Origin of the sequence: Terrirubrum flagellatum, from assembly GCF_022059845.1 — a bacterium.
In the GTDB taxonomy this organism is placed as follows: domain Bacteria; phylum Pseudomonadota; class Alphaproteobacteria; order Rhizobiales; family Beijerinckiaceae; genus Terrirubrum; species Terrirubrum flagellatum.
Genome location: NZ_CP091851.1, coordinates 913512 through 940420, shown reverse-complemented (window position 1 = coordinate 940420; position 26909 = coordinate 913512). Strand labels below are relative to the sequence as shown.

Annotated in this window: 31 protein-coding genes and 2 tRNA genes; 19 read left to right on the top strand and 14 right to left on the bottom strand. The window is 63.0% G+C overall.

Annotation, left to right across the window (positions count from 1 at the left end; genetic code table 11):
* Positions 1-2: 2 nt before the first annotated feature.
* The 5 genes from L8F45_RS04815 (at position 3) to L8F45_RS04795 (ending at position 4694) form a co-directional block, all read left to right on the top strand.
* Positions 3-1064 (top strand): ABC transporter ATP-binding protein, encoded by a 1062-nt coding sequence (locus tag L8F45_RS04815; protein ID WP_342361750.1) that lies wholly within the window; start codon positions 3-5, stop codon positions 1062-1064.
* On the top strand, positions 1061-1912 hold the full coding sequence (locus tag L8F45_RS04810) for an ABC transporter permease (protein WP_342361749.1): 852 nt from the start codon (positions 1061-1063) through the stop codon (positions 1910-1912). The genes L8F45_RS04815 and L8F45_RS04810 overlap by 4 nt, the downstream gene beginning before the upstream one ends.
* A gap of 5 nt (positions 1913-1917) precedes the next feature.
* Complete coding sequence (locus tag L8F45_RS04805; RefSeq protein WP_342361748.1) at positions 1918-2727, top strand: ABC transporter permease; 810 nt, start codon at positions 1918-1920, stop codon at positions 2725-2727.
* Between the two features lie 29 nt (positions 2728-2756).
* Positions 2757-3470, top strand: coding sequence for a GntR family transcriptional regulator (locus L8F45_RS04800; RefSeq protein WP_342361747.1), 714 nt, complete (start codon positions 2757-2759; stop codon positions 3468-3470).
* A 210-nt stretch (positions 3471-3680) separates the two neighbouring features.
* On the top strand, positions 3681-4694 hold the full coding sequence (locus tag L8F45_RS04795) for an alpha/beta fold hydrolase (protein ID WP_342361746.1): 1014 nt from the start codon (positions 3681-3683) through the stop codon (positions 4692-4694).
* Positions 4695-4732: 38 nt separating this feature from the next.
* On the opposite strand, the gene L8F45_RS04790 is transcribed toward L8F45_RS04795, so the two are convergent.
* Positions 4733-5113: a RidA family protein gene (locus L8F45_RS04790; RefSeq protein ID WP_342361745.1), complete on the bottom strand. Its 381-nt coding sequence runs from the start codon at positions 5111-5113 to the stop codon at positions 4733-4735.
* A gap of 91 nt (positions 5114-5204) precedes the next feature.
* Here L8F45_RS04790 and L8F45_RS04785 point away from each other — a divergent pair, with 91 nt between their 5' ends.
* A complete protein-coding gene (locus L8F45_RS04785) occupies positions 5205-6503 on the top strand; it encodes an NAD(P)/FAD-dependent oxidoreductase (RefSeq protein WP_342361744.1) in 1299 nt (432 codons plus the stop codon).
* Here L8F45_RS04785 and L8F45_RS04780 read toward each other — a convergent pair whose 3' ends face one another.
* Genes L8F45_RS04780 through L8F45_RS04755 form a run of 6 tightly spaced genes read right to left on the bottom strand, consistent with a single transcriptional unit; the run spans position 6504 to position 12023 of the window.
* Entirely contained in the window at positions 6504-7379 is an 876-nt protein-coding gene (locus L8F45_RS04780) for an alpha/beta hydrolase (RefSeq protein ID WP_342361743.1), read from the bottom strand.
* Between the two features lie 28 nt (positions 7380-7407).
* Positions 7408-8679, bottom strand: a complete 1272-nt coding sequence (locus L8F45_RS04775; RefSeq protein WP_342361742.1) for an ABC transporter substrate-binding protein — start codon at positions 8677-8679, stop codon at positions 7408-7410.
* A 26-nt stretch (positions 8680-8705) separates the two neighbouring features.
* Positions 8706-9659: a branched-chain amino acid ABC transporter permease gene (locus L8F45_RS04770; RefSeq protein WP_342361741.1), complete on the bottom strand. Its 954-nt coding sequence runs from the start codon at positions 9657-9659 to the stop codon at positions 8706-8708.
* On the bottom strand, positions 9656-10558 hold the full coding sequence (locus L8F45_RS04765; protein WP_342361740.1) for a branched-chain amino acid ABC transporter permease: 903 nt from the start codon (positions 10556-10558) through the stop codon (positions 9656-9658). Before L8F45_RS04765 ends, L8F45_RS04770 begins: the two co-directional genes overlap by 4 nt.
* Entirely contained in the window at positions 10555-11286 is a 732-nt protein-coding gene (locus L8F45_RS04760; protein WP_342361739.1) for an ABC transporter ATP-binding protein, read from the bottom strand. Before L8F45_RS04760 ends, L8F45_RS04765 begins: the two co-directional genes overlap by 4 nt.
* Positions 11283-12023, bottom strand: a complete 741-nt coding sequence (locus L8F45_RS04755) for an ABC transporter ATP-binding protein (RefSeq protein WP_342361738.1) — start codon at positions 12021-12023, stop codon at positions 11283-11285. Before L8F45_RS04755 ends, L8F45_RS04760 begins: the two co-directional genes overlap by 4 nt.
* Positions 12024-12177: 154 nt before the next feature.
* On the opposite strand from L8F45_RS04755, the gene L8F45_RS04750 reads away from it, so the two are divergent.
* Together L8F45_RS04750 and L8F45_RS04745 are read left to right on the top strand one after the other, a co-directional pair.
* Positions 12178-12633, top strand: coding sequence for an SRPBCC family protein (locus L8F45_RS04750; protein ID WP_342361737.1), 456 nt, complete (start codon positions 12178-12180; stop codon positions 12631-12633).
* Between the two features lie 113 nt (positions 12634-12746).
* On the top strand, positions 12747-13727 hold the full coding sequence (locus L8F45_RS04745; RefSeq protein WP_342361736.1) for a threonine aldolase family protein: 981 nt from the start codon (positions 12747-12749) through the stop codon (positions 13725-13727).
* A gap of 102 nt (positions 13728-13829) precedes the next feature.
* Here the strand turns inward: L8F45_RS04745 and L8F45_RS04740 are convergent, their stop codons facing one another.
* On the bottom strand, positions 13830-14141 hold the full coding sequence (locus L8F45_RS04740) for a hypothetical protein (RefSeq protein ID WP_342361735.1): 312 nt from the start codon (positions 14139-14141) through the stop codon (positions 13830-13832).
* Between the two features lie 65 nt (positions 14142-14206).
* A complete protein-coding gene (locus L8F45_RS04735) occupies positions 14207-14449 on the bottom strand; it encodes a hypothetical protein (protein ID WP_342361734.1) in 243 nt (80 codons plus the stop codon).
* Between the two features lie 55 nt (positions 14450-14504).
* Between L8F45_RS04735 and L8F45_RS04730 the strand changes: the two genes are divergently transcribed.
* The 5 genes from L8F45_RS04730 to L8F45_RS04710 all read left to right on the top strand — a co-directional run bounded on the left by L8F45_RS04730 (position 14505) and on the right by L8F45_RS04710 (position 18456).
* On the top strand, positions 14505-15719 hold the full coding sequence (locus L8F45_RS04730) for an SMP-30/gluconolactonase/LRE family protein (protein WP_425329983.1): 1215 nt from the start codon (positions 14505-14507) through the stop codon (positions 15717-15719).
* 261 nt (positions 15720-15980) lie between these two features.
* Positions 15981-16712 carry an FkbM family methyltransferase gene (locus L8F45_RS04725; RefSeq protein WP_342361733.1) on the top strand — a complete coding sequence of 244 codons (732 nt, stop codon included), beginning with the start codon at positions 15981-15983 and terminating at the stop codon, positions 16710-16712.
* Between the two features lie 140 nt (positions 16713-16852).
* Positions 16853-17764, top strand: a complete 912-nt coding sequence (locus L8F45_RS04720) for a class I SAM-dependent methyltransferase (RefSeq protein ID WP_342361732.1) — start codon at positions 16853-16855, stop codon at positions 17762-17764.
* Positions 17761-17991: a beta/alpha barrel domain-containing protein gene (locus L8F45_RS04715; RefSeq protein ID WP_342361731.1), complete on the top strand. Its 231-nt coding sequence runs from the start codon at positions 17761-17763 to the stop codon at positions 17989-17991. The genes L8F45_RS04720 and L8F45_RS04715 overlap by 4 nt, the downstream gene beginning before the upstream one ends.
* A 189-nt stretch (positions 17992-18180) precedes the next feature.
* Positions 18181-18456 (top strand): GCG_CRPN prefix-to-repeats domain-containing protein, encoded by a 276-nt coding sequence (locus L8F45_RS04710; protein ID WP_342361730.1) that lies wholly within the window; start codon positions 18181-18183, stop codon positions 18454-18456.
* A 250-nt stretch (positions 18457-18706) separates the two neighbouring features.
* Here the strand turns inward: L8F45_RS04710 and L8F45_RS04705 are convergent, their stop codons facing one another.
* The 5 genes from L8F45_RS04705 to L8F45_RS04685 form a co-directional block, all read right to left on the bottom strand.
* A complete protein-coding gene (locus L8F45_RS04705; RefSeq protein WP_342361729.1) occupies positions 18707-19450 on the bottom strand; it encodes a hypothetical protein in 744 nt (247 codons plus the stop codon).
* Positions 19451-19701: 251 nt separating this feature from the next.
* Complete coding sequence (locus L8F45_RS04700) at positions 19702-20739, bottom strand: LLM class flavin-dependent oxidoreductase (RefSeq protein WP_342361728.1); 1038 nt, start codon at positions 20737-20739, stop codon at positions 19702-19704.
* A gap of 107 nt (positions 20740-20846) precedes the next feature.
* Positions 20847-21377, bottom strand: a complete 531-nt coding sequence (gene nusG, locus L8F45_RS04695; RefSeq protein ID WP_342361727.1) for a transcription termination/antitermination protein NusG — start codon at positions 21375-21377, stop codon at positions 20847-20849.
* 19 nt (positions 21378-21396) lie between these two features.
* Positions 21397-21594 (bottom strand): preprotein translocase subunit SecE, encoded by a 198-nt coding sequence (gene secE / locus L8F45_RS04690; RefSeq protein WP_342361726.1) that lies wholly within the window; start codon positions 21592-21594, stop codon positions 21397-21399.
* Positions 21595-21692: 98 nt separating this feature from the next.
* Positions 21693-21769: transfer RNA gene (locus tag L8F45_RS04685), tRNA-Trp, on the bottom strand.
* Positions 21770-22124: 355 nt separating this feature from the next.
* Here L8F45_RS04685 and L8F45_RS04680 point away from each other — a divergent pair.
* The 6 genes from L8F45_RS04680 to L8F45_RS04655 all read left to right on the top strand — a co-directional run bounded on the left by L8F45_RS04680 (position 22125) and on the right by L8F45_RS04655 (position 26892).
* On the top strand, positions 22125-23699 hold the full coding sequence (locus tag L8F45_RS04680; protein ID WP_342361725.1) for a methyl-accepting chemotaxis protein: 1575 nt from the start codon (positions 22125-22127) through the stop codon (positions 23697-23699).
* Complete coding sequence (locus tag L8F45_RS04675) at positions 23696-24241, top strand: cytochrome b (protein WP_342361724.1); 546 nt, start codon at positions 23696-23698, stop codon at positions 24239-24241. The genes L8F45_RS04680 and L8F45_RS04675 overlap by 4 nt, the downstream gene beginning before the upstream one ends.
* An 80-nt stretch (positions 24242-24321) precedes the next feature.
* Positions 24322-24395 (top strand) — tRNA-Gly (locus tag L8F45_RS04670).
* Between the two features lie 565 nt (positions 24396-24960).
* Positions 24961-25125 (top strand): hypothetical protein, encoded by a 165-nt coding sequence (locus L8F45_RS04665; RefSeq protein ID WP_342361723.1) that lies wholly within the window; start codon positions 24961-24963, stop codon positions 25123-25125.
* Between the two features lie 8 nt (positions 25126-25133).
* Entirely contained in the window at positions 25134-26237 is a 1104-nt protein-coding gene (locus tag L8F45_RS04660) for a methionine ABC transporter ATP-binding protein (protein ID WP_342361722.1), read from the top strand.
* Positions 26227-26892, top strand: a complete 666-nt coding sequence (locus L8F45_RS04655; protein WP_342361721.1) for a methionine ABC transporter permease — start codon at positions 26227-26229, stop codon at positions 26890-26892. Before L8F45_RS04660 ends, L8F45_RS04655 begins: the two co-directional genes overlap by 11 nt.
* Positions 26893-26909 lie beyond the last annotated feature (17 nt).

Here is a 26909-nt window from a genome sequence, read left to right as displayed (position 1 = left end):
GGATGACCGGCGTCGCTCTGACATCCCTGGTGAAAACCTACGGATCGACGCGCGCCATCGATGGCGTGTCGCTGTCTGTGGAGCAGGGCGAATTCGTCTCCCTCCTTGGTCCCTCCGGTTGCGGCAAGACGACGACATTGAAGATCATCGCCGGTTTCGAGGAGCCCGACAGCGGCGCGGTGGCTTTTGACGGCCGCGACGTAACACATACGCCTGCGGAGAAGCGCGACATCGGCATGGTGTTCCAGAACTATGCGCTGTTTCCGCATATGACGGTCGTCGGCAATCTGGCCTTCGGCCTGGAGATGCGGCACGTCGCCAAGGCGGAGATGGCGGCGCGGATCGCGCGCGTTGTCGACATGGTGCAGCTCAAAGGCATGGAGGATCGATATCCCCGGCAATTGTCGGGCGGCCAGCAGCAACGCGTCGCGCTGGCGCGCGCGCTTGTCATCGAGCCGTCGATCCTGCTGCTCGACGAACCGCTCGCCAATCTCGACGCGAAGCTTCGCGACGAAATGCGCAGTTTTGTCCGCGATCTGCAGCGGCGGGTCGGCATTACCGCCATCTACGTCACTCATGACCAGTCCGAAGCGATCACCATGTCGGACCGCGTCGTCGTGATGTTCAAGGGCAGAGTCGCGCAGGCCGCTTCGCCAAGCGATATCTATGAACGTCCGGCCTCGCTCGAAGTGGCGAGCTTCGTCGGCCAGGCGAACGTGATCGAAGGGCGAGCGGTTCGCCGCATCAACGGCGCCTATCAAGCCGAAACCGCGCTGGGCGATATCGTCTTTGCCGCAGGCGGCGATGTGGCGTCGGATCGGACGGCGTTGCTGCTTGTAAGACCGGAGGCGCTGACGCTGACGTCTTGCAACAGCTCGGCGCCGCACGCCGCGCTCGTGGAATCGATGGTGTATTCCGGCAGCGCGATCGATTATCGGCTCAGGCTCGCCGACGGCTCGGCGCTGCAGGCCCAGACCGCGCCCCATGTGCGCTTTTCGCCCGGCGACCGCGTGCGCGCGACGACCGCATCCGGCGCCGCCTGGCATCTCGGGTCGAAAGCGTGACGCCTGCGCGCGCCAATTCGAAGCGGTGGCTGCTGATCGCGCCTGCGGCGATTCTCGTCGGCGTATTTCTGGTTCTTCCCTATCTCAACATCATTCTCATCAGCTTTCGCCCACCGGCGCAGGGCGCGCCCTATGGCGCGGGTTACACCTTGCAGAACTATGGGAAGTTTCTTTCCGACAGCTTCTACTGGCTGCAGCTCTGGAACACGATCGCCATCGCTTTTGTCACATCCGCGCTGTGCCTTCTCGTCAGCTATCCCGTGGCGTGGCAGCTCGCGCGCGGAAACACGCGGATGCGCGGACTCTACTACGGTATCGTTCTCTCGCCGCTCCTGGTCGGCATCGTCATCCGCAGCTATGGCTGGACGATCATTCTCGGCAATAACGGCCTCATCAATCGCTCGCTGCGGGATATCGGCTGGATCAGCGCGCCCCTGCCGCTGATGTACAACACCTTCGGCATCGTGCTCGCCCTTGTTCACGTCTTCCTGCCCTTCATGGTGCTACCCATCATGGGAGCGCTGCAAAGCGTCGATCCTGCGTTGGAATCAGCGGCGCGATCGCTCGGCGCGTCACGGACGACGATTTTTCGCCGGGTGATCTTTCCCCTGTCGATGCCCGGCGTGCAGTCCGGGTGCATTCTCGTCTTCATTCTGGCGATGAGCGCTTATGTGACGCCGGCGCTTATTGGCGGCATGCGCGTGAAAACCATGCCTGTGACTGTTGTCGACACGCTGATCGACGCGTTCCAATGGCCGTTCGGTTCAGCAATGGCGCTCATGCTTTCGTTGTGCGGCGCGTTGATCGTCATCATTTTCGCGCGGCTGACCCGCATGAAGTGGGCGTGACGGCAATGAAGACGAACAGACGATCATTTCAATCAGGCCGTCTGCTGCTGAACTGCTTTTGCATTCTCGTCTATCTCTTTCTGCTGGCGCCGATTTTGGTGGTGGTGGGAGCGTCGCTCAACGCCGGCGCGTTCCTGACATTTCCTCCGCAGGGCCTGTCGCTGCGCTGGTATGTCGTCTTCTTCAACAATGACGTGTTCATGAAAGCGATCAGGACCTCGCTTGTCATCGCGACGATTGCGACCTGCATTTCCGGCGTTATCGGATCAGCCGCGACCCTGTTCTATGCGCGTTACGCCGGCGCCGCGCGAGAGTGGGTGCGGATTGGCCTGCTCGCGCCGCTGTTGTTGCCGGAGGTCCTGACGGCGATCGCGTTGCTTTTCTTTTTCTATGCGATCGGCGTCGGCACGCAGAACATGATCGCGCTCCTGGTTGGCCATGTGCTGATCACCCTGCCATTCATCTTTCTCAATGTTTCGGCGTCGCTGGAAGGCTTCGATCCCGCATGGGAGCTCGCGGCGCAGAGCCTGGGCGCCGGGCCGTGGACCCGGTTCCGCCGCATTACGCTTCCACTCATCAAGCCTGGCGTGATCGGCGGCTGTCTTTTCGCTTTCATCATCTCATTCGACACCTTTGCTATCTCGTTCATGCTGAAAAGCGTCGGCACATCGACCTTACCCATCCAGCTCTTCGACTATCTCAGGCTCAACTTCACCCCGGAGGCCGCCGCTGTCTCGACAGTCAGCATCCTCCTGACGCTTGTTGTGGTGATCGTGACCGAGAAGCTGCTGGATTTGCGCATTCATCGATTCTAAATCAGGTCGATTCCAGATGACGGGGCGGAATGGCGATTGGCGATCCTGACAAGCCGCGCAAGGCGGTGTTGTCGCTGCAGACCCTTGCGATCCTCGAACGGAAGATAATCCGGCTTGAGCTCCCGCCGGGCATGAAGCTGGCGGAGGAGGATCTGTGCCGCGAATATGGAGTCAGCAGATCTCCACTCCGCGAGGCCTTGCGACTGCTCGAGGCGAGCGGCCTCGCCGTGCGTTCGCCTCGGCAGGGCGTGCGCGTGGCGCCAATGTCATTAGAGAATCTCGATCATCTTTTCGCTTGCCGCCTGCCGCTCGAGGCGCTGGCCGCGGAATCGTTGATCGACAACCCGCAACGCGAAGAAGCGCTCACGATCATCGAACGAGCGCTGCAGAAAATGCGCGACCGTTTCTCCGTCGGCGATTCCGAGGGCTGCTTCAAGGCGAATGTCGCCTTGACCTGCGCGCTCCATGATGGCGCGGCCAACGCCGTGCTGCGTCCGCTGCTGGCGCTCGTGGACAAACCAGCGCTTCGATATCGACATCTCGCTTATATGACGTCCGATGAATTGATGAGAGCCTCAATCACCCTCAACGGCGCGCTCGTTCAGGCCATCCGCAAGCAGGATCGTCAACGCACTGCGCGCGTCACCGGCGATCTCGTCGCACGCGCATGGAAGATCGTGCGTAAGGCGGTCGAACAACATTTTGCAAATGCGGGTCCGGCCAAGCGACGGATTCGCATGTGAAGGTGGCGCGACGACCAAGCGTCGCGGCGCTTGGTCCACGTTAGCTGGTCGAAGATCGCCGACGGCGCTTGCGCGCATGCCGGCGGCTGTTGGGCGCAGCGGGCGGCGGTTGACGCGCGGGCGGTTCAATTCCAATGAGCGTTCGGAACGCAAGCGCCTCGCGCTTGCAGCTTCGCGATCATCTAAAGCCCATGGAGCGGAGACTGCGGCATGACCTGGGAGAAAAAAACCGGCGCTCTCGAACTCGGAGACTGGAAAGTCGAACGCGGCGGACTTATCCGCGATGCGCGTCTCGTCTGGGAGCAGCATGGCGCGCTGAACGCGGCGCGCAACAACCTCATTCTTTATCCCAGCAGCTATACGGCCCAGCACAGCACCATGTCGTGGCTCATCGGCCCGGACGGCATTCTGGACCCGACCCGCTGGTGCATTCTGATCGTCAACATGTTCTCGAACGGCCTTTCCTCGGGCGCGGCGGAAACGCCTGATTATCCCGCGCTCGTGACGGTCGCGGACAATGTGCGCGCGCAGCACAAGCTCGTTACGGAGGCGTTCGGAGTCGAAAAGCTAGCGGCCGTCTACGGCTTCTCCATGGGCGGCATGCAGGCTTATCACTGGGCCGCGCTCTATCCCGAACAGGTCGCGCGCGCGATCGTCGTCTGCGGGAGCGCGCGCACTGCGGATCACAACAAGGTGTTTCTGTCGGCACTGCTTCGCACCCTCGAAGCCGCGCCGGAGCATATCGGCGGCGGTCGCTTTTCGAGCGAACCGATGGCGACGCTGGCGGCCTTCGGCCATATCTATGCGGGCTGGGGCCTCAGCCAGGACTTCTATCGCGCGCAGCTTTATCGCACGGCGCTCGGAGCGCCTGATCTCGAGAGCTATCTCCGCAGGGATTGGGTCGAACGATTCACGCAGCGCCGCGCGGCGAATCTCTACGCCCAGGCGCTGGCCTGGCAGCACGGCGACATCAGCAACAACGGGCTCTACAATGGCGATCTGACCGCAGCGCTTCGCGCGATCCGCGCCAAGGTCCTGCTGTTGCCATCCGAGACCGATCTTTATTTTCGCGTCGCCGACAATGCGGCGGAACTCCCGCATCTCAGCCATGGTGCGATGAATCCGATCCCGAGCATCTGGGGCCATGGCGCAGGCAACCCGATCGCCAATCCCGCCGACGCCGCATTTCTCAGGGACCAGGTTCGACGCTGGCTGGAATCGTGAATCTTCGTCGAACTCGTCTGATGGGCGAAATGGCGCGCCTAGCGCTTCAGCGCTGTGACCTCCAGCTCGACTTTCATTTCCGGCATGGCGAAGCCGCACACGATTGTCGTATTCGTGGGGCGCGGCTCCGAGAACGTCTCGCCCAGAATGCGCGACACCGGCATCACATGCGCGCGATCCGACACATAAACGCGCACCCGCACGATGTCGCTCAGGCTGGCGCCGGCCTTCGCGAGCGCGTCCGCGATCGTCCTCAGTGATTGTCGCGTCTGTTCCGCCGGATCGTCCGAAATCGTATCTTTCGAAAAATCGTAGCCAGCGGTGCCTGAGACGAAAATCCATTCGCCATCGACAATCGCGCGCGAATAGCCCGCAAGGATTTCGAATTTCGATCCTGTCGTGATTGCGCGCCGCGCCATGTCCAGCCTCGATGCTTCAAGCTTGAAACATTGAACCGATCATGGGAAAGCCGATGGAGCAAGATCAATCTTGCTGTCTCGGACCTTGTGCATGAGCGCTGATGCGCGCGAGAGTCGCAATACGCTGTGGCAGGCGACCGCCAATGCGCGCGTCGCCGGTGCGACGCTCGAGCGCGACATGGCCGTCGATGTCGCGATTGTCGGAGCCGGCTTCACAGGCGTGACGGCGGCGCTGCATCTCGCGCGACGCGGCGCGCGAGTTGCGGTTTTCGAAGCGGAACAATTGGGCGCCGGCGCGAGTGGGCTCAATGCCGGGTTTGTGGTCCCAAACTTTGCGAAGGCCGATCCCGCCGCGGTGATCGCCCGTCTCGGCGAGGAGCGCGGACGCAGACTCCTCGATTGCGTCGCGCAAGGCGCCGATCGCGTTTTCGAGACCGCGCGCTCGCTGGGGATCGCCTGTGACGCGGCGCAAACCGGATGGCTGCAGCCGGCGCATCATCCCGCAATGGCCGAAACCTTGCGCAAGCGCGCCGCGACATGGGCGAGCTACAGCCGGCCCGTATCCTTTCTCACGGCGGAAGAGACTGCCTTGCAGACCGGTATGAATCGTTATCATGGCGCGCTGCTCGATCGCTCGGGTGGGACAATCCATCCGCTCAACTATCTCTACGGTCTCGCCGAAGGCGCCATCGCAGCGGGCGCAGTGATCTTTGAGAACGCGAACATCGATTCGATCAAACAAAATGGCGCGATATGGCTGCTGCGGAGCGGCGGCCGTCGCGTGACCGCAGACAAGGTTCTGCTCTGCACCAATGCCGGCCTGCAAGGCCCGGCGAAAAAGCTTGGCTCAAACACCGTGCCGCTGCGAGTCTATCAGATCGTGACCGAGCCGATGTCACCGGACGTCGTTCGACGCATTGCGCCTGATCGGCGGCCGGTCGGCGATACGCGCTCCAATCTCTTCACCTACAGGCTCGATCGCGACGACAGGCTGATCACCGGCGGCATGGCGATCGTTCCGATCGCCGCACATCGGCGCATCGCACGCATAATCGCGCGCCGGCTCGCGAAAGAGCTTGCTCTGCCGCAGACGCCACGCATCGATTTTATCTGGAGCGGCACGGCGGCGATGACGCCCGATTTTCTGCCGCATCTCTACGAGTTCGGGCCCGACTTCATCGGCGGCGTCGGCTGCAACGGCCGCGGCGTCGCGATGACGACGATGCTGGGCGAAGTTCTCGCCGCCGCGGCGATGGGCGCGCGCCTCGAAGGTCTGCCGATTCCTCTGGCGCCTTCGGGCGGCCTGCCCTTTCATTTCCTTGCCGGTGTCGCGCCCTCGTTCGCCGTGGCGCATGCGCGCTGGGCCGACTGGCGCGCGGGCGCCAGTTGATCAGACGGCCAAGCCCATCTGCCGTCGCATCGCGCGATTGAGTTCAGCGCCTGAGTTCGCAAATGCGTCGAGCACCACGGTGATATGGTCTGTCCCCTCGACGATGAGATATTCGACGGAAACACGCGCACGACATGCGTTTGCATATTCGCTGGACTGGCGCAGGAATTCTTCGGTCTCGCGTCCACCCACCGCGATGATCATCGGCGCGCCGACGTCGATCGGCCGCCATAGTGGACTGAAGCGCGCGACCTCTTCGGGCGCGAATTGCAGCAATTGGTTGCGGAACGACGCAGCGACGGGCGCCAGATCGAACAGGCCGCTGATCGCGCAACCGCCCTTGACGATATCAAGCGGCAGGCCCTCCGCCTTCATCCATCGCCGGTCCGCAAGCTCGGCGACGAGATGCCCGCCGGCGGAATTGCCGGCGACGAAAATTCTCTCAGGATTCATTCCATGCCGTCGCCCTTCGCGCGCGATCCAGGCGACCGCGCGCCGACAGGACTCGACAATATCGGCCATACGCACGGCTGGAATCAGGGGATAATCTAGGATTGCTAACGACGCGCCAAAGGGAACAAAACCATCGGCGAGAAAGCTGAAATCGGCGGCGCGCATCGAACTCCAGAAGCCGCCATGGATGAAGACAAGCACTGGCGCGTCGGCCCGCGCGGCCGGATAGAAATCGAGCGTCTGATCCGGCGCATCGCCGTATGGAATATTGCGGACGATGTTGTAGCGCCCGTCCGCGGAACGCGCAGCGAGCGCGCGCCGCGCGAACACATCTTCAAGGTTGGCGATCGTATCGAGAGTGAATTGCGCATCGAGCGCGCGTTGCTCTGATGCGCGCGCCGCGGCGGAGCGTGGATCGCTCATAGACAATATCCGCCGCGGCGCTTTGGGCTTAGCCGTCGACCTTCTTCATCAGCGCGTTCATATCGTCGATCGTCAGCGTGCGGTCGACGGCGAGATTATCGCCCTTCACGGTCCAGATGAGAGCCGCGCCGCTGACATCGCCATTGGCGTCAAATTCGAGCGGGCCCGTGGCCCCGACATATTTGATCGGCTTCCCCTCCTTAATCAGCGCGATAGCTTTCTTGAACTCCTCCGGACCCGTTCCGACGATCGTTCCGCCTGGCGTGTGGACCTTGCGAATCGAATCGCGGATCGCTTCACCGGTGAGAGTCGGCGCGATGTTCATCGCGAGCCCAAGCACCATCACCGCGTCGTACTGATTGTAGATGCCCGGTCCGTCCGCCGACTGGTTATATTTCGCCTGGAAGGATTGCTTGAAAGCGTCGACAGTCGGCCCAGCGACCGACGCATTGTCCATGCCGAAGGCGTTCTGCAGGAACTTCGCGCCGACCGACTTCACATATTCAGGGCTGCGCAGCGAATTGTTGAGGATCATGTTCTGCGTGCCGCCGAGCGATATCCATTCGCGCGTCATCGTCGCGCCGTCCTGCGGAAAGGCGACGAAGAACACAGCGTCCGGCTTCTCGGCCAGCGCCACATTCACCTCCGCGCGATAGGATGGCTGGTTTTCGTTATAGGCGACGGTCTTGACCACTTTGCCGCCAAGCTTCTCCATCGCTTTGGTGAAATCCTTCACCATGCCGGTGCCGAAATCGGTGTTGATGTAGACGATGGCGATTCGCTTGAAGCCGCGCTCAGCCGCAACGACCGCCGACGCGTAGGCTTGCGTCTTCACCGTTGGCAGCGTGCGGAAGTAGAACCCTCCTGTCTTGCCCTCTTGCGCCAGCGTCGTGAAGGTCGCCGCCGTCGAGCAGCAACTGATCAGCGGGATTTTCGCCGGCGCTGCAACGGAAACGAGGATCGGCAGCGTCACGCCGCTCGACACGGTGCCGGTGATGGCGGAGGCGCGTTCGACATCGATCAGATATTTCGCGGCGTCGACGCCGACAGTGGGCTGCCCCTGATCATCGCGCAGCGTGAATTGCACCTGGCAATCCTTCACGCCGCCGCCCTGATTGATGTGTTCGATCGCCAACTGCGCGCTGTCCGCGATGCGTTTGCCGACGGGCCCCATCGAACCGGTCAGCGGCAGGATGCCGCCAAGCTTCACAGGACAGCTCGCGCCCTGCGCCATCACAGGCGACTGCATGGCCGCGAATCCGAGCATCGCGCCTGCGCTCAATCCGAGAAAATATCTCATCACTCTCCCCTTCTCTCCAGGCAATGTCATGTCGCGTGCCGCGAGACGACCGGCTCCTCGCCGATCAGGCCGCGCGGTCGAAAGAGCAGCGTGCAAACCAGCACGAGGCCGATCAGAATGGACTGCACGGCGCCGCCCTGCGTCTGGTAGGCGGCCGGCACATATTTCGAGATCAGCGCCCCGCTCGCGGTCCAGAGTCCCCAGACGACGACGGCGCCGATGAGGGCGCCGCGATTGTTGCCGCTGCCGCCAACGATCAACATCGTCCAGATCTGGAAGGTCAGGATCGGCGTGAAATCGAACGGGCTGAGAAAGCCGATGAAGCTTGCGTAAAGCGCGCCGGCGGCCCCGATGATCGTCGAACCCAGGATGAAAGCTTGAAGGCGAAAGAGGCGCGCATCCTTGCCGAGCGCGATTGCGGCCGTCTCGTCTTCGCGGATCGCCTTCAGCACGCGGCCCCATGGGGAGCGTACGATGCTTTCAAGGGCGAGATAGATCGCCGCCGTCGCGCCAAGCATCAGCACGAAATAGAAGATGTTGGCGTCGAGCGAAGAGTCGAAGAAGCCGGCAATGGGGCGCGGAATCGCCGTCATGCCGAGGCTGCCGCCGGTGAGCGCCTCCCAGTTCAACGTCACGAGCTGGATCGACACGGCGACGCCGAACGTGGTGATGGCGAGATAATCGCCACGCAAGCGGATGGTGAGCAGGCCGATGATCGCCGCCGCGAGCGCAGAAGCCGCCATCGCGCCGAGAAGTCCGACAATCCATGGCAGCCCGAAATTCGCCAGCAGCTCCGGCCTCGGCGGCGCAGACAGGATCGCGAAAGCGTAGCCGCCAATCGCATAGAAGCCGACGACGCCAGCGTTGAAGAGGCCCGTCGATCCCCATTGCAGATTGAGGCCAAGCGTCGCCATCGCGAAAATGAGCGTAACCGTCGCGAAGAAGATGAAATAGGAGAGTTGGCCAGCGAACGCGCTCATGCTCGCTCCATCGAGCCGAAGAGCCCCTGCGGCCGGAAGAATAGCACCAGCAGCAGAAGAAGAAACGGCACCGCCGCCTTGTATCCCGCCGGGATGACCAGCACCGACAGATTCTCGGCAAGCCCGACCGCAAGCCCGCCGATCACCGCCCCGACGAGGCTTCCGCCGCCGCCGAGGATCGCAGCGGTGAACAAGGAGAGCAGCAGATTGAACCCCATCTCGGGGCGCAGTTGCACCGTGAGCCCTGAAAAGACTCCGGCCGCCGCAGCCAGCGCGCCGCTGATGATCCAGGTCCAGCGGATCACCTTGCCGATCTCGACGCCACAGACCCGCGCGAGCGCCGGACTTTCCGCCATCGCCCGCATCGCCATGCCAAGTCTGTTGTAGCGAAGGAAGAGATGGAGCGCGAGAACAACGGCGAAAGCAAGCGCGAGCACGAAGATCTGGTCGGGCAGCATGCGAACATCGGGCATCACCTCGATCGCGATCTGCAATTCGCTCGTGTAGTAATGCGCTTCCGGCCCCCAGATCAGCAGCACGAGATTGCGCAGGATCAGCGCAGCGCCGAATCCGGCGAAGACGAGCGTGAGGGGATGCGCCCCGCGCGCCCTAAGCTGCGCGAAAACCAGAAGATCGACGGCAAGAGCAACGACAGCAGTGCCCATCCCGGCGGCTGCGACGGCGGCGAGCAGCGGCCATCCGAATGACAGCGGGCCGATCGAAACTCCGGCTCCGGCGAACGCGACAAAGGTCAGCGCGAGATAGGCGCCCCAGGTCAACAGCTCTGCATGCGAGAAATTAGCGAACCGCAGAATCTGCAGGCTGAGCGAAACGCCGATCGCTCCGAGCGCAATGATGGCGCCGGTGAGAAATCCGTCCGCGATCGCCTGCCCGATCATGCAGCCGGTCTCCGGCCGCCGAGAAACGCTTCGCGAACGGCCTCATCATCCAGGAGATCGCTCGCCCGGCCGCTGACGCGATTGCGGCCTTCCGCCAGAACATAGCCGCGATCGGAGACGCGTAACGCAGCCTTGGCGTTCTGTTCCACCATCAGCACCGCAACGCCGGCCTCGGCGAGCTTGCGCAGATCCGCGAACACCTCGCCGACGATCTTTGGCGCGAGGCCGGCCGTTGGTTCGTCCAGCATGATCAGCTTGGGATCCGTCATCAGCGCGCGCGCCACGGCCAGCATCTGCCGCTGGCCGCCCGACAGCACGCGTCCTGCCGAAGATCGCCTCTCCGCAAGAAACGAGTTCAACTCATAGGTTCGCTCAAGCCGCTGCTTGAGTTCGCGCGCGCTCAGGCTGTGGCCGCCGAGCACGAGGTTTTCGTGAATGGTGAGATTGGTGAAAATGTTGCCGGTTTGCGGAACGAAGCCGATGCCGACTTTCACCATGTCATGCGCCGGCAGGCCCGAGACGTTGGCCCCATCATAGATCACGCTGCCGCCCTCGAACCGCACGAGGCCCGCGATTGCTTTGAGGAATGTCGACTTGCCCGCGCCATTCGGGCCAATGATCGTGACGATCTCTCCTCGCGCGACGTCAACGGACACATCATGAACGATCGGCAGGCCCCGGACGTAGCCCGCTATCACATGACGCGCGACCAGAACCCGCTCGGTCATGCGGCGACATCGCCGAGATAGGCGTCGAGCACGCGCGCGTCCCCGCGCACGCCAGCCGCGTCGCCCTCAAAAATGATCTTGCCCTGCGCCAGCACGACAATCGGGCTGCAGAGATTCATCACCATGTCCATGTTGTGCTCGATCACGAGAAAGCTCACGCCCCGCTTGTTGAGCGCGACGATCTTGTCGATGAGCGTGTCGAGCAGCGCCGGATTGACGCCAGCCGCCGGCTCATCGAGCAGGATCAGGCGCGGCTCCGTCATCAGGATGCGCGCAAGCTCCAGCAGCTTCTGCTGGCCGCCGGATAATCGCCCGGCGAGTTCGCTGCTTTTCTCGCCGAGGCCCGTGAAGCCGAGAACATCCATCGCGCGTGCGCACGCCCGCCGCTCCTCGGCGCGAACCGCCCCTGGCGCGAGCCAGTTGTTCCAGAAGCGTTCGCCGCGCTGGTCGATCGGCGCGAGCATGACATTCTCAAGCACCGTCATCTCGGGGAAAGGTCGCGGGATCTGGAACGTGCGCGCAAGCCCGGCGCGGAAAATCTGGTTCGGGCTTTGGCCGTCGAGCCGCCGACCTTCGAAGCGCACTTCGCCGGCGTCCGGCTTCATTGCGCCGGCGATCAGATTGAACAAGGTGCTTTTGCCAGCGCCGTTCGGGCCAATCAGGCCAACGATCGAGCCGGCGCTGACGGAAAAAGACACGCCATCGACAGCGCGCAACTCGCCGAAACGGCGCGCCAAATTCGAAACCTCGAGAAGTCCCCCGGCCATTGCTTGATATGACCACAAGACTTCCCGCGGGGGAAGGTTTAAGCTTAAAGCAATTCAGGGGCTTTTTCGGCGGGCGGCGCGCAGCCAAAATCGGGGCCAGACGACAGCGCGATAGGGAGACGGAATGACGGGACTGTCCCACATCGCCACCTGCCATGTGCAGGCGCCGGCCGATGTCGCGTTTGCCTATCTCTCGGACCCGATCAAGCTGGGCCGCTGGTCGCTCGGCTGCTTCGACACTGGCCCATCCGGCGAGCCCGGCGTCTACACCGGCCTGTCGCTCTTCGACGGTGGCCGCGGCTGGTATCGGATCGACGCCAATGCCGCCACGCGCTCGATCGACTTTCATGTCGGCGCCCCGCCCAACTTGACGCATCGCATCTCGGCCCGCGTGATGGCGGGCGCGCCTCTCGGCTACTCCAAAGACGCCTGTCTTGTAACGCTCATGGCGTGGCGGCCCGCCAATATGGACGATGATCGATGGAATCGTCTCTGCGCCTCTCACGACGCCGAGATCTGGCTGATCAAGGCGCAGATCGAAACTGAATATCAGGCCGTTTCGACCAATCCTTCGCGATGAAGTAGCGGCCCGTCCATAATTCCTCAGACATCAAACGATTGCGTGAGGCTCCAGCGATGCGCGACCCAATGATAGATTTGCGATCCGATACGGTGACGCGTCCGACTGAAGGAATGCGTAGGGCGATCGCCGAAGCTCCGGTCGGCGACGACCAGTATGGCGAAGACCCGTCTGTGAGCGCGCTCGAGGCGCGACTGTCCGAAATGGCGGGAAAGGAAGCGGGGCTTTTCGTTCCCAGCGGCACCATGGCCAACCAGATCGCGTTGCGCGTGCTTGCGCGTCCCGGAGACGAATTGATCACCGGCGGCGAAGCGCATGTGCTGTGGCATGAAGCCGGCGCCGCAGCCGCCATTGGCAGCGTTCAGGTCACGCCGATCGGAACGAGCGGCCTCTTCACGGCAGAGCAATTTATTGCCGCCTGCAAGCCGCGCGATCACATCGTCTTTGCGCCAACGGGCCTGGTGGTCATCGAAAACACGCACAACCGCGGCGGCGGCGTGGTCTTCCCACAGGAAGAGGCCGTTGCGATCTGCGCAGCCGCCCAGCAGCGCGGCATCCCGGCCTATCTCGATGGCGCCAGGCTTTTCAATGCGGCGCTCGCGTCGCGCACAAGCGTCGCAACGCTTGCCGCGCCGTTCCGCATGGCGTCCGTCTCACTGTCCAAGGGCTTGGGCTGTCCTGTCGGAAGCGTTCTGCTTGGGTCCAAGGCGGATATCGCCGCCGCGCGGCGCGTCCGCCGCATTTATGGCGGCGCGATGCGGCAGTCGGGAATGATGGCCGCCGCCGGTCTCTACGCTCTCGATCATCACATCGAGCGCCTTGCGGAGGATCACGACAACGCCGCGCTCTTTGCTGACATTCTCGCGGCCGCGCCGGGCATCAAGCTCGATCGAAGGACCATACAGACCAATATCGTGATCTTCACAACGACGCGCGGCCCGGCCGCGCCGATCGTCGAACAAGCCAGGGAAAAAGGCGTCCTTCTCTCGCTGTTCGGATCGCACATGATCCGGGCGACCACGCATCTCGACGTCAGCCGCTCAGAGTGCGAACGCGCCGCTCAGATCGTTCGCGACATCCTTGCGACGGCATGATCTATGCGCAAATTTGCGACTGTCGCTTCATCGCTGGCGTTCGCTCTAGCGTGTCGTTTCGCCGCCGCTCAAGACGCCGCTCCCACCGACGAATTGTGGCGCTCATGCGTTGAATCCGCGCCAGACGCGAACAAGGTTTCCGTCTGCCAGAAACTTATCGACAAGCCTGATCTCTCCGCCGACAGGCGCGTCATCGCCCACTATCATCATGCGGCCGGCCTGCTTGCGATTTTTGAAATCGCCGATGCTCGAGCCGACCTCGAACGGATCAAAGCGCTCGACCCCGCGAGCGAATATATCGCGCGGCTGGAAAAGGAAATCGATCTCGCCGTTATCCGCGCGCTCCTGCAACCCTGCCCACCGCCGCGGATATGTCGATAGCGATCGGGCGCGAGCAAGGATCAGCTTCGACACGCGCAATCGACGCGCGCTCTGTCGAAAGCTGTTGTTGAATCGTTCTTCGGTGATCGGCTAAGTTATCACCCACGTCGGGCGAAGATGAACGGACTGCTTGATTGAAGTGATTCAAAATTGAAATGGATAAACATTTTCCGCAGCGCAGCATCGGCTTTCTTGACCCGCTGGGAAGCGTGGATCATGTTCCCGTGACAAGAGCGCGGCGCGAGAAGTGGATGCCGGCTTTTCGCAAACCCTGCTCCGGATTTCGAGAAACGATCACGCTCACGCGCTCGATCAAAGCGCGGCGTGATGAAGTGTTCCACGCGGCCTATCCAGCCGCGTCAATCTTGGCCAGCGCATCTTCCGGGAGGAACACGCATGACGCGACACAATCGATCAGAAAATATCACTGCGCCAGCGCTGTCTCGTCGCGCCGCGATCGGCGCCGGAGCGATGGCGATCGCTGCGGCGTCCGACGCGATCGCGCAAACGCCCGTCTCGCCGCCGAGCACGATTACTTCGCCGCCGCGCGATTTCGGCCCCGGCGGCGCGCCGACGACCTATTTCACCGATCCCGACGTGATCACTGTCGATCCGCTCTTCAACAATTACGCGCAGCCGAACAGCGCCATCAAGCGCCTGTGGACCGGCGCGCTATGGTCCGAGGGTCCGGCGTGGAACGCGCAGGGTCGCTATCTCGTCTGGAGCGACATTCCGAATGATCGCCAGTTGCGTTGGCTCGAGGATGACGGGCGCGTCAGCGTCTTCCGTAAGCCATCGAACAACAGCAACGGCAACAGTTTCGATTTTCAGGGACGACAACTCTCCTGCGAACATCTCACGCGACGAGTCGTTCGCTACGAACTCGACGGCTCCGTCACCGTGCTCGCAAGTTCGTTCGAGGGAAAACGACTGAATTCGCCAAACGACATCGCGGCGCATCCGGATGGCAGCTACTGGTTCACCGATCCGCCCTATGGCGGACAGCTTTATGAAGGCGCGCCGGACGCCGCCGGCGGCGCAAGCAACGCGTCGGGCCGGCTGAAGAATCGTCTCGGCCAATCAGCCGATATCGGCGCCGCCAAACGCGAACTGCCGACGAATTGCTATCGCATCGATCCCGGCGGCCGTATCGATCTCGTCGTCACCGAGGAGCAGGTTCCCGATCCCAACGGCATCTGTTTCTCGCCCGACTACAAGAAGCTCTATGTCGTCTCGACGGGGAAAGGCCCGGGCGACACAGGCCCCGGCGGCAAGGGCGAGATCTACTCCTTCGATGTCGGAAGCGACAACAAGCTTGGCAATCGCAAGCTGTTCAGCGATTTCATGATCGATGGCGTCAAATGCGGGCCGGACGGCGTGCGCTGCGATGTCGATGGCAATCTCTGGTGTTCGAGCAACGCCGGCCGCGCCGTCGGCTATAGCGGCGTCACCGTCTACACGCCCGAAGGCAAGCTGATCGGGCGCATCCGCCTGCCTGAGATCTGCGGCAACATCTGTTTCGGCGGGCCGAAGCGCAACCGGCTGTTCATGGCGGCGAGCCAGTCGCTCTACGCCGTCTATGTGAACACGCAGGGCGCAGGCCCGGGCTGAACATCAATGGTTGGCAAGCGGGACCGGTTTCGCGCCGATCCCGCGTGACGCCACTGCGCTCACGCCCCTGCCCTCGCCGGCAGCGCTCCTTTGGCAGAGGCCGCGCAAGCCATGCGCGGTTTCGCAAGCTCATCAGCCACATTCATGATCCGGCGATGTCGGAGGAATAGCCGCTCTTGCCACATCATGGCGTCCATCTGCTAGGCTGCGTTCGATGGCGCCCGGCGCCGCGCAATTCCATATTTCCGTCCGAACGCTCCCATGACAAAGCCGACAATGACGCTCTCCTATGCGCAGCGTCTGGAAGACTACTATCTGCATCTCGCTTTCGCCGGACAGAGCGAAGGCTTCTATGTCGATATCGGCGCGGGCGAGCCGATGCTGGATAACGTGTCGTACTGGTTCTATCTCCAGGGCTGGAGCGGTCTTGTCGTCGAGCCCCAGCGCGAACTGCTTGCGCAATATGAGCAGGCGCGACCGCGCGACAAGCGCGATGATCGTCTCGTTGGCCGAGAGAATGGATCAGCCAGTTTCTACAGCTTCGCCGAACTGCACGGCCTTTCCACCACGAAGATCGACGCCGCGGAAGCCGCCAGACAGTTCGAACCTTCATTCACGCATGAAATGCGCGAGACCGCGTCGCTGGCGCAGCTCGTCAAGGATCACGCAATCGGCAAAGTGGATTTTCTCAAGATCGATGTCGAAGGCGCCGAGCATGAGGTGCTCGAAGGCGCGGATTGGACCTCGTTCCGCCCGCGCATCATTCTGGCGGAAGTCGTTTCGCCCGGGCGCATGGAAGATGCACGGCCCTCATGGGCCGATATCATGGATCGCCACGGCTATGCGTTTCACTTCTTTGACGGGCTGAACCGTTACTATGTCGCCGAGGAGGAGAAGGAGCTGATCGCGCGATTGCCGCGTGAAATCGCCCGCTGGGACATCGTCGAGCATTACTGGGACGTTCTCGAACGCGAGCGCGCCGCGGCCACATAGCCGTCGCGAAATCCTGGCTCGGGCGGCGTTGACAACTCCTCTTCGCCATCGCGCCTGCATGCAATGGAGCTGGACGCGTTGCCAGCGGCAGGGCGCGGCGCCAAACTTCGTCGGCGCGGTTTCCCAAAAGGAGGCTGACGATGGACCCCGACAAGGCCTTCACGGGATCGATCCCGGCTCTCTATAACAAATATCTCGGCCCGCTGATTTTCGAGCCCTACGCCGCCGACCTGTCGAGGCGGGTGTCCGCTCTGTCGCCATCGCGCATTCTGGAGACAGCGGCCGGCACCGGCGTGGTGACCAAAGTGCTCGATCAGGCGCAGCCGCACAATGTCCATATCATCGCGTCCGACCTCAATCAGCCGATGCTCGATTTCGCGGCGCAGCATGTCCCATCGACGCGCATCCTCTGGCAGCAGGCGGACGCGCTCGCCCTGCCCTTCGGCGACGGCGCCTTCGATGTCGTCGTCTGCCAGTTCGGGGCCATGTTCTTCCCCGACAAGGTAAAAGGTTACTCGGAGGCTTTTCGCGTTCTGAAGCCGGGCGGGCGATTTCTATTCAATGTATGGGATCGGCTGGAGAAAAACGAGTTCACGAATATAGCGTCGCAGGCGATCGCCGCCTTCTTTCCCGACAATCCGCCAACGTTCATGTCACGCACGCCGCACAGCTATTGCGATTCCGCGCGAATTTCGGGTGAGCTGAAACAGGCGGGTTTCCAGGACATCTCGTTCGAAACAGTCGCCAAGGAAAGCAAGGCCCCTTCCGCCCGGGAGCCGGCGATCGGCCTCTGTCAGGGGACGCCGCTGCGCAACGAGATCGAGGCGCGCGACGCCTCGCGGCTGGACGAGGTGACTCGCGCAGCGCAGGCGGCCCTTGAAGCCCGGTTCGGCTCAGGCCCGGATTGTTGGCGCGCTGAGCGCCATCGTCTTCACCGCGACAAAATGAGCGCGGGCGCCGCCTCTTGCCGCAGGCGTCATCCCCGCGCCAAATTTGCATTTCAGTCTATCCGGCGTCAGATTGTGGGGAATTCAGGAAGGAGCGTCACATGACATTCCAGATCATCGAGCAGAAGCTCGGCGACAAGCGCGAGCCCCTCGAAACAACGCCGCTACCGGATCGTTTTGAGTCGGAATCGCGCGCCGAAACCGCGATCAAGATCAAGATCGCGACGGCCGATCATGCAGGCTACGACGCCGAGCATAAGGCATGGTGGGCGAAAAATGACGACGGCTCGCACATCCGCTATTTCGTACAGAGCACCGGCGCGAACGCTTGATCGCGTTGTTATGCGATGAAACGGCCACGCGCGAGCGTGGCCTTTTATTTTTGGAATCGTAACAACGCATTCATCTCGGCGCGTCGTTCATGCGCATGAGCGCCGCAATATTCATCAGCCATTCATTCAGCGCCTATTCACGCTCGCGAGCGCCAAATCAATGCAAGGCTGGGCATTGAGGAGGCTTTCATGAAGCTTGCAGTTCTTGCTCTCTCCGCAGGTCTTGCGGGGCTCGCATCAGCCGCGCAGGCGATGCCGCTTGCGCCGGTCGAACAGCCGGCCGCCATCACGCAAGTGGCGTGGGGATGCGGTCCGGGATGGCATCCGAATCCGTGGGGACGTTGCGTGCCCAATCGCTGGGGACCGGGTTACGGCTTCTATCGCGCGCGTCCCTTCTATGGTCCACGCCCCTGGTATGGCCCGCGTTATGGCTGGGGCTGGCGTCGTCACTGGGGCTATATGTGAGCAGTTGCGCCCGCGAGGGGACGCGGGCGCGACGCAAAACAGGAGATGAGCTGCGCGCGAGAATCCATTTAAGCGCTGCGGCAAGCCAGTAATTCAAATCGCGAACGGCTTTGTGTTTGACCGCACTTCGTTCCGCGGCGTCCACGGCTAGGGTGAGATTGCGTCGAGGAGCGAGCCGAAATTTTCTGCGGGGCGACCAGACGCGGAGCTCCCGGCAGGTCGACCTGCCGGGAGCTCGCTGCGCAACGTCCTATGCTGCGGGAAATCTCGGCCCGTAAGAGCCGAGGATTCTTGAATTGCAGAGCGTGCAGCACAGCGCGTCCACTGTCGGTCCACGCGGATCGACTTCTTCCTCATAACGGACGACGCAGTCGGGAAGCCGATAGCGCGCGATGAGGAGCCGCGCATCGAGATCAACGAACGCGGCCAGATTCTTTTTGTCCCGCACCGGAACGCACGAAATCGATGAGCTCTTCAGCGCGCGCTCGACCGGCTGCAGATGCTCGCAGGTGACGAGCATGGTCTCGTCATCATCATAATCAATCTGGTCGTTAGAAGGGAATCGGCCTTCAAGAATATCCGCGGCGCGATGACGCCGCCTCGGATCCGCCAGAAGCTCACGATAGCGGCGATCCCATTGTTCGACATGATGCGCGTTGAAGATATTCCAGCGGCGGATGAGAGGCGCGAAATGGGGCCAGCGCGGATCGCTGGCGAGTTTCTCCACCGCGCGGCGAAGCCGCGCCGGATTGCTGCGTCGCGACGCCAGGAAAGAATGCGGCAGGCCCATCGAGGGATAGAGCAGTCCGCCAAGGCGCGCGGTGATCGCAACGATGAGCAGAATGAAGCCAGCGCCGATGACCGCGGCGGCCGCTGTCACCCAAGGCGACTTCAACCCGAACTTCTTGTCGGCGATATAGAAAATCAGGCCAAGGCCAGCCATCGCAACTAAGGCCGCGCAAGCGGCGAGCACAGCCTCAGCGGCGCGCCGCATTGGACTGAATTCCGAAATTCCGAAAAGGCCGCCTCGACCTCCCCATCAGGCTGGCCGGAGGAGAGAAGCTTAAGGCTGATCCTGACCGATCGCCCGCGCCATCATCTCCAGCATCAGGGCCATACAGGCCAGCCACCCGATTCCAAGCCAGATCAACATTGGATTGTCCGCCCCACGATCCAATTTCCGTTATTGATTGGGAAATTAACGAAATCTGAATGCGGGTGGCAAGCGGGCCGGCTGCACGCATTTCAGGCGGGCGCGCTCTGCGGCTCCGATTGTGTTCCGGTCTCGACCGCAATCGAATCACGAGCGGCCGCGGCAAGGGCGATGGAATGGCGTCGCGCACCATGATCGAACACCTGGCCGGTGATCATCAATTCGTCGGCGCCGGTCATGGCGATGAACGCCTTGAGTTTGCGGGCGACCGTCTCCTGGCTTCCGACCGCTGCGTAGCGCTGCGCATGGTCCGCCATCGCCTTCTCCGCCGGCGACCAGTAGGCGTCGATATCGTCGATCGGCGGCGGCACCGGCGTCGGCGCGCCACGGCGCAGGCGCACAAAGGACTGCTGGGCCGAGGTGAACAAACGCCGCGCCTCTTCATCGGTGTCAGCGGCGAGGACGGCCACACCCGGCATGAAGTAAGGCTTATCGAGCTGCGCCGAGGGCTCGAACCGCGAGCGGTAGATCTCGGCCGCATCCATCAACGCGTCTGGCGCGAAATGGGAAGCGAAAGAAAAGGGCAGCCCGAGCATCGCCGCAAGCTGCGCGCCGAACAGGCTGGAGCCGAGAATCCACAAGGGCACGCGCAAGCCGGCGCCGGGATAGGCGCGGAGCTTCTGGTCTGGCTCCGGCGGCTCGAAATAAGCCTGCAGCTCCAGCACATCCTGAGGGAAACGGTCGGAACTCGTCTGGAGATCGCGCCGCAAGGCGCGCGCGGTGAGCATGTCGGTTCCGGGCGCGCGACCAAGGCCGAGGTCGATCCGGTCAGGATGCAGCGCCGCCAAGGTGCCGAACTGTTCGGCGATCACCAAAGGCGCATGGTTCGGCAGCATGACGCCGCCGGAGCCGACACGGATCGTCTTCGTGCCGGCCGCCACATGCGCGATCGCCACCGCGGTCGCGGCGCTGGCGATGCCCGGCATGTTGTGATGCTCGGCAAGCCAGTAGCGCTTGTAGCCGAGCGCCTCGGCGTGCTGCGCGAGATCGAGGCTGTTGCGAAGCGCATCGCCGGCGGTCGCGCCCTCGACGATGGGAGAAAGGTCGAGGATCGAGAAGGGAATGGTCATGCGGTCCAAAATAGGCGCGCATTCACCGCCTCGCCAGCGCGCCAACAGGCGCGCCGGTCAGAACGCATATGTGGGCTGCAAATCCCGGACGACCGTCCGGGAGAGATTCAGAGCTTGGCGACCTGGCCGTATTCGAGCTCGACCGGCGTCGCGCGGCCGAAGATCGACACGGCGACCTTGAGGCGAGCGCGGCCGACATCGACTTCCTCGACAATGCCGTTGAAGCCTTGGAACGGCCCGTCCGACACCTTGACCTGCTCGCCGACCTCGAAGGTGACAGACGGCTTCGGACGCTCGACGCCTTCCTGCACCTGGCCCTTGATGCGCAGGGCTTCGGCCTCCGGGATAGGCATTGGCTTCTTGTCGGCGCCGAGGAAGCCGGTGACCTTCGGCGTGTTCTTGATGAGATGGAACACCTCGTCGGTCAGGTCGCAGTTCACGAGCACATAACCCGGGAAGAATTTGCGCTCCGCATTGACCTTCTTGCCGCGGCGCACCTCGACCACATTCTCGGTCGGAACGAACACCTCGCCAAACATATCCTCAAGGCTTCGCTGCGCAGCCTGATCCTTGATCGATTGCGCGACCTTGTTCTCGAAATTCGAATAGGCGTGAACGATATACCAGCGCTTGCTCATTTTAGTTCTCGACTGGGTCTCAACCGCCGATGCCCAACATGAGGGCAAGCCCCCAGCGGATGATCGAATCGACGAAAAAGAAGAAGATCGACGAGACGATCGCCATGGCGAACACCAGTCCCGTGGTGATCATCGTCTCGCGACGCGTCGGCCAGGTCACTTTCTGACCTTCGGACCGCACGTCCTGCATGAATTCGAAGGGATTGAACTTCGCCATGACCACTCCGCCGCACACTGCGGCGCGCCTCTCGCGACGCTGACTCTCTTTGTCCGCGCCGCTTTCTAACCCGTTGGAAACCCGCCACTTCCTAGAGATGGCAGGAGTGGAGGGACTCGAACCCCCAACCCCCGGTTTTGGAGACCGGTGCTCTAACCAATTGAGCTACACTCCTTCGCCGGAAGGCCCGGAGCCCAAGTTGACCTGAAAAACGTCAGAGCGCCGCCGGAAAGGTCTGCGGCGGGCCAATTGGCCCGCCGCGCCGCGCTTCATGCATGAGGGCGCGGCGCTTTGCAAGGGCGAAACTCCGGCGGGCTCCACCTGGGCGAGCCGCTCGCGCGGGAGGCCGCCGGCGGTTGTCAGCCCAGCCGCCGCGCGGCTGCCCGCAAATCAGGCAAAAGATCGCTCACATTCCCTTGAATCCGGGCCTGAATTAGCCGCTCGTTAACCATGCGCGCCCACCGTGTTCCGGCAAGGGGGCGATAGCCGGGATGTTTCCGCGCGGATTTAAGGCGACGGTCAAGCAGCGCATGGCCCTTTGGGGGGCGATGCTCGGCTTTCTCGTCACGCTGCTGATCACGGTCGGCCTCATTCACGACCACAAGCATTCACGCACAGCCGAGATCATGGGCGACCTCGCGTCAGCGCTCGACGTCTCCTCCGAACTCGCGCCGCTGTTCGCCTCCCTGCGCGACACGCGCCTTCAGGGCGGCGAAGATGAGCGCGCGCCGCAGCTTGCCCGCATCGGCCAGATCTTGACGGGGCTCGCAGAGAAGCCGCCCACCGAAGCGGCAGCGCCGATCGCGAAGGAGACGCTGGCGCTCTATGGCGCGTTGCGCGAAGCGCTGCGCGCCTCCGACGCCGACAAGGTCAGGGCGACATGGACGGCGATGACGGAGAAGCGCGTCCTGCTCGGCAAGGCGCTCGCCGAAGGCATCGAAGCGCTGCGCGGCGGCATGCTGGCCGACATCCAGAGCAACAGGCGCAACAAGCTCCTTATCGGCTTCCTCATCCTCTTCCTTGTCGGGCAAATCGCCATCCTCGAATATCGCTGGCTGGTGCGACCCATCACGCGGCTTGCCGAAACGCTTGGCGCAGCGAGCCAGCTTCCCACCGCAGTCAGCCGCGAGGCGATGCGACGCGACGAGATCGGCGCGCTGGCGCAAGCGCTGACCCAGCATTTCGCCCTGCAGCGCCGGCAGAAGACGCAAGCCGAGGAAGAGAAGGAATCGCTGGCGCGCAACGTCGCCCGCCAGGAAGAGTTCAAGAAGGCGAGCCTCGCCTTCCAGGACCGCATCTCGGACATCGTTCGTCGTCTCGAGGGCAATGCAGGCCAGATGGCCAACGCCTCGCTGGGGCTGGCGGAATTGTCGCGCAACATCGACCGGCGCGCCGGCGAAGCGGTGCGTTCGACCGAGACCGCATCCGGCCATGTCGACAATGTCGCGCTCTCGATCGGCGACATCGCCTCGACCCTGACCGCCATGAGCTCCGAAGCTAGCCGCACCTCCTCCGTCGCGCTCGACGCCAAGCAACTCGTGCGAGCGGCGAATGGCGAAGCAAACTCCCTCGTCGAGGCCGCGCGCGATGTCGGCCAGGTCGTCGCGCTGATTCAGGATGTCGCCAATCAGACCAATCTGCTGGCGTTGAACGCCACGATCGAGGCGGCGCGCGTCGGCGAAAGCGGCCGCGGCTTCGCCGTGGTGGCCGCCGAGGTGAAGCAGCTCGCCATGCGCGCTTCGGCCGCGACCGAAGACGTGCGCGAGAAGCTCGAAGCCGTAACCATCGGAACGACGCGCATCGCCGAACGGGTCGCGGCGTTGGTCAGCTCCATCGACGCGATCGAAGGCGCGACGGGCACGATCGCCGACCTGATGCGCCGGCAGGACGAAAGCTCGCAGAAGATCCTGTCGAGCACGGACAAGACCGCTTCTGACGTCCGGCTGGCGACTCAGGAGGTTGGTCAGGTCGCCGGGATGATCGCCGACGCCAAACAGGCCGCCGACCTTGTCACGCAGGTCTCGTCCGATGTGAATCACGGCGCGTCCGATCTCCGCGCCCTCGTGCTGGATTATCTCAAGACCACACAGGATCTCGCGGCATGAGCATCATCGACACGCAGGCTGAGTCGGCTCTCGAGGCGCCGGGAACCGCTCGTCCGCTGGATCACCGCCTCGTCGCCCGAGCGCTGCACTGGCTGACCGCCGCGCTGATCGGCTGCATGGTCGCCTCCGGGGTCGTGATGACCCAGCTTGGCGGCGGAAGCGTCGCCGACACTCTGATGTCAGCCCACAAGCTCTGCGGCTTCGTCATTCTGATGCTGCTTCTGGCCCGCCTCGCCTACCGGATCATCCCGCGCGCCGGCGCGCTCTGGCGTCAGCGCAGCAGCACGGCGCGCTTCGCCCATCTCCTCCTCTACGCCGTCGCCATTTTGACCTGCCTGCTCGGCCTCGCCGGCGCATCCGACTTCGGCGCGCGCGAGGCTCTGTTTGGCGTCGTGCTGCCGCAGATATGGCCGGAAGGCTTCGGTTGGGCCGACGCGCTCTTCACGACGCACGCCTTTTTCGCCTTCGCCCTGCTGACACTGGTCTGCATCCATGTCGGCTTCGCGCTGCAGGACTATATCGGCCGCGGCCAACGCGACTAACCGCGGCCCGCCGAGACCGTTGTCGAACGGCGCATGAATCGCTAGACGACTGTCCGCCAGCCGGCGCGCCCGGACCCGGCGCGGGTGTAGCTCAATGGTAGAGCAGCAGCCTTCCAAGCTGAATACGAGGGTTCGATTCCCTTCACCCGCTCCAATTTTTCCAAGGCGAATTGAGCGCTAGTCGCGCCGCGCGCGATGCACCAGCTCCACCATTATCGCGAAGCAGCCTAGCCAGAGGATCAAAATCCACATCCGCATCCGGCATAAAAGCAAGCGTGCGGCGCTTCGCTTCAATTCGTCCGATCGGCGATCCCGTATCGGCCATTCGATCGCCTGAACCGGCCGAACGGCTGGAAATCTGCGCAAATGGCGCTCCCTCCGGCGGTCGAACCGGAGAAAACTTTTCTCGCGTCGCGCTATTCTTTTAACAGAACGTTTCCGTTGACATACCGAACGAGCAGGCGCATATCGAGACGTCGGCGCAAGCCGGCCGCGGGGATTTGAGCGAGCAGCTTGCGCCGCGTCACCAAACGCTAAAGCGCCACGACAGCGTCGTGGGCTCCGGTCGAATGGAGAGAACCATGAAAGCGTCCTGTCGAATGCCTTCCGAACCCGGCAGGGTCATCCGGGCCTGAGGCCCGCTCTTCAAAGCTTCATCAGCGGAGCATCAGCCGAGCGCGTGATTGCGCCGCCGTCGCACGCCATCAGGAATTCTCCTTATGATCTCCATTTCGATCCCTCGCCTGCTTCAGCAGCAGCTTGCTCGCCTCGAACAATGGCTGTCGCGGCTTGGCGCGCCTGACATGCGCGCCGGGAAATTCGCGCGCGCCGCCGTTCGCGAGCAGCGCCGCGACGACCCCACCGTCTACATTCCCCTGCTCTGACCAAAGCGATGAATGCGATCCTTTCCCGGCGCGCGCTTAAAGACGCAGCGCCGCTCGCTCCCCCTCGCGCCGCCATCAAGCTGGAAGGCGTCGACAAGACATTTTCCGCACGCGCCGGTCAGACCGCCGTCGCCGCTCTCCGCGACGTGACGCTCGCGATTCCGGAAGGCGCGATCGTCGGCGTGATCGGTCGCTCCGGCGCCGGCAAGTCGACGCTGATCCGCCTCGTCAATGGGCTTGAGCGCGCCACATCAGGCCAGATCACGCTCTTCGGCGAAGGCGTCACGCAACTCGACGAGCGCGCCTGGCGCGAAAAGCGTCGCTCGATCGGCATGATCTTTCAGCATTTCAACCTGCTTTCTTCGCGCACGGTCGCCGACAATATCGCGCTTCCGCTGGAAATCGCCGGCGCCGCCCGCAGCGCGATCGAGGAGAAGGTGTCCTCGCTGCTCGAACTCGTCGATCTCACGGACAAGCGCGACCGCTACCCGTCGGAACTGTCAGGCGGGCAGAAGCAGCGTGTTGGAATCGCCCGGGCTTTGGCGACCGATCCAAAGATTCTGCTGTGCGATGAGGCGACGTCCGCGCTTGATCCCGAAACCACGCAATCGATCCTCACGCTGCTTCGTCAGGTCAATCGCGCGCTCGGCGTGACCATCCTGCTCATCACGCACGAAATTCCCGTCATCAAGGCGATCTGCGATCGCGTCGCGGTGCTGGAGAATGGCGAGATCATCGAGCAGGGCGCGGTGTTCGACATCTTCACCAACCCGCGTCACCTGACGACACGCCGTTTCATCGAATCCGCAACGGGCGTCTCGACGCCGCCGGAACTCGCGGCGCGCCTGCAGGCGACGCCGATTGCAGACGGGCAGGCTATTCTGCGCATCCGCTTCTCCGGGCGCCATGCGACAGCGCCAGTGCTCAGCCGCATCACCTCCGTGATCGGCGTCGATGTGAACATCATCGCCGGCCGCATCGATGAGATCGGCGAACAGCCTTTCGGCGATCTCATCGTCTCCGTGCCGTCGGCGCAGCCAGCGCTCGCCGCGATCATTGCGGCGCTCTCAAATCTCGATCTCACGACGGAGACCATCGGCTATGTCGCCTGAAATTCTCCGCCTCATCGCCCAGGCGACGCTCGATACGCTGGCCATGGTCGGCGTCGCGGCCGCGCTCGGCACGCTCGCAGGCCTGCCGCTCGGCGTCTTTCTCGCCACCAGCAAGAGCGGCGAGCTATTCAGCTCACCACTTGCGAATCTCACGCTGGGAACGCTCGTCAACGCGACGCGATCGACGCCCTTCATCATCCTCGTCGTTGCGATCATTCCGTTCACGCGTCTGATTGCGGGAACATCGATCGGAACCGCAGCGGCCGCCGTGCCGCTGACGATCGCGGCGATCCCCTTCATCGCGCGCATCGTCGAAGGCGCCGTGCGCGAAGTCGATCAGGGCCTCATCGAGGCTGCCCGCGCCATGGGCGCCACGCCGTTCCAGATCGTGCGGAAAGTGCTTGTGCCCGAGGCGCTTCCCGCAATCACACTTGGCCTCACCCTGTCGATCGTCAGCCTGCTTGGCTTCTCCGCCATGGTCGGCGCTGTCGGCGGCGGCGGACTTGGCGATCTTGGCATCCGCTACGGCTATCAGCGATTCATGCCCGACGTGATGGCGATCGTCGTTCTCGTGCTCATCCTGATCGTGCAGGGCGTGCAGACGACGGGCGACCGCCTCGCGCGCAGACTCAACAAGCGCCTGCGCCACGCCTGACTTGATCACTCATCAAA

What these genes read in the sequence shown, in the direction of transcription:
- L8F45_RS04815 (WP_342361750.1), top strand. Translation starts at nt 3, where the DNA reads ATGACCGGCGTCGCTCTGACATCCCTGGTGAAAACCTACGGATCGACG.
- L8F45_RS04805 (WP_342361748.1), top strand. Translation starts at nt 1,918, where the DNA reads ATGAAGACGAACAGACGATCATTTCAATCAGGCCGTCTGCTGCTGAAC.
- L8F45_RS04800 (WP_342361747.1), top strand. Translation starts at nt 2,757, where the DNA reads ATGGCGATTGGCGATCCTGACAAGCCGCGCAAGGCGGTGTTGTCGCTG.
- L8F45_RS04795 (WP_342361746.1), top strand. Translation starts at nt 3,681, where the DNA reads ATGACCTGGGAGAAAAAAACCGGCGCTCTCGAACTCGGAGACTGGAAA.
- L8F45_RS04790 (WP_342361745.1), bottom strand. Translation starts at nt 5,113, where the DNA reads ATGGCGCGGCGCGCAATCACGACAGGATCGAAATTCGAAATCCTTGCG.
- L8F45_RS04785 (WP_342361744.1), top strand. Translation starts at nt 5,205, where the DNA reads ATGAGCGCTGATGCGCGCGAGAGTCGCAATACGCTGTGGCAGGCGACC.
- L8F45_RS04780 (WP_342361743.1), bottom strand. Translation starts at nt 7,379, where the DNA reads ATGAGCGATCCACGCTCCGCCGCGGCGCGCGCATCAGAGCAACGCGCG.
- L8F45_RS04775 (WP_342361742.1), bottom strand. Translation starts at nt 8,679, where the DNA reads ATGAGATATTTTCTCGGATTGAGCGCAGGCGCGATGCTCGGATTCGCG.
- L8F45_RS04770 (WP_342361741.1), bottom strand. Translation starts at nt 9,659, where the DNA reads ATGAGCGCGTTCGCTGGCCAACTCTCCTATTTCATCTTCTTCGCGACG.
- L8F45_RS04765 (WP_342361740.1), bottom strand. Translation starts at nt 10,558, where the DNA reads ATGATCGGGCAGGCGATCGCGGACGGATTTCTCACCGGCGCCATCATT.
- L8F45_RS04760 (WP_342361739.1), bottom strand. Translation starts at nt 11,286, where the DNA reads ATGACCGAGCGGGTTCTGGTCGCGCGTCATGTGATAGCGGGCTACGTC.
- L8F45_RS04750 (WP_342361737.1), top strand. Translation starts at nt 12,178, where the DNA reads ATGACGGGACTGTCCCACATCGCCACCTGCCATGTGCAGGCGCCGGCC.
- L8F45_RS04745 (WP_342361736.1), top strand. Translation starts at nt 12,747, where the DNA reads ATGCGTAGGGCGATCGCCGAAGCTCCGGTCGGCGACGACCAGTATGGC.
- L8F45_RS04730 (WP_425329983.1), top strand. Translation starts at nt 14,505, where the DNA reads ATGACGCGACACAATCGATCAGAAAATATCACTGCGCCAGCGCTGTCT.
- L8F45_RS04725 (WP_342361733.1), top strand. Translation starts at nt 15,981, where the DNA reads ATGACAAAGCCGACAATGACGCTCTCCTATGCGCAGCGTCTGGAAGAC.
- L8F45_RS04720 (WP_342361732.1), top strand. Translation starts at nt 16,853, where the DNA reads ATGGACCCCGACAAGGCCTTCACGGGATCGATCCCGGCTCTCTATAAC.
- L8F45_RS04715 (WP_342361731.1), top strand. Translation starts at nt 17,761, where the DNA reads ATGACATTCCAGATCATCGAGCAGAAGCTCGGCGACAAGCGCGAGCCC.
- L8F45_RS04710 (WP_342361730.1), top strand. Translation starts at nt 18,181, where the DNA reads ATGAAGCTTGCAGTTCTTGCTCTCTCCGCAGGTCTTGCGGGGCTCGCA.
- L8F45_RS04705 (WP_342361729.1), bottom strand. Translation starts at nt 19,450, where the DNA reads ATGCGGCGCGCCGCTGAGGCTGTGCTCGCCGCTTGCGCGGCCTTAGTT.
- L8F45_RS04700 (WP_342361728.1), bottom strand. Translation starts at nt 20,739, where the DNA reads ATGACCATTCCCTTCTCGATCCTCGACCTTTCTCCCATCGTCGAGGGC.
- nusG (WP_342361727.1), bottom strand. Translation starts at nt 21,377, where the DNA reads ATGAGCAAGCGCTGGTATATCGTTCACGCCTATTCGAATTTCGAGAAC.
- secE (WP_342361726.1), bottom strand. Translation starts at nt 21,594, where the DNA reads ATGGCGAAGTTCAATCCCTTCGAATTCATGCAGGACGTGCGGTCCGAA.
- L8F45_RS04680 (WP_342361725.1), top strand. Translation starts at nt 22,125, where the DNA reads ATGGCCCTTTGGGGGGCGATGCTCGGCTTTCTCGTCACGCTGCTGATC.
- L8F45_RS04675 (WP_342361724.1), top strand. Translation starts at nt 23,696, where the DNA reads ATGAGCATCATCGACACGCAGGCTGAGTCGGCTCTCGAGGCGCCGGGA.
- L8F45_RS04665 (WP_342361723.1), top strand. Translation starts at nt 24,961, where the DNA reads ATGATCTCCATTTCGATCCCTCGCCTGCTTCAGCAGCAGCTTGCTCGC.
- L8F45_RS04660 (WP_342361722.1), top strand. Translation starts at nt 25,134, where the DNA reads ATGAATGCGATCCTTTCCCGGCGCGCGCTTAAAGACGCAGCGCCGCTC.
- L8F45_RS04655 (WP_342361721.1), top strand. Translation starts at nt 26,227, where the DNA reads ATGTCGCCTGAAATTCTCCGCCTCATCGCCCAGGCGACGCTCGATACG.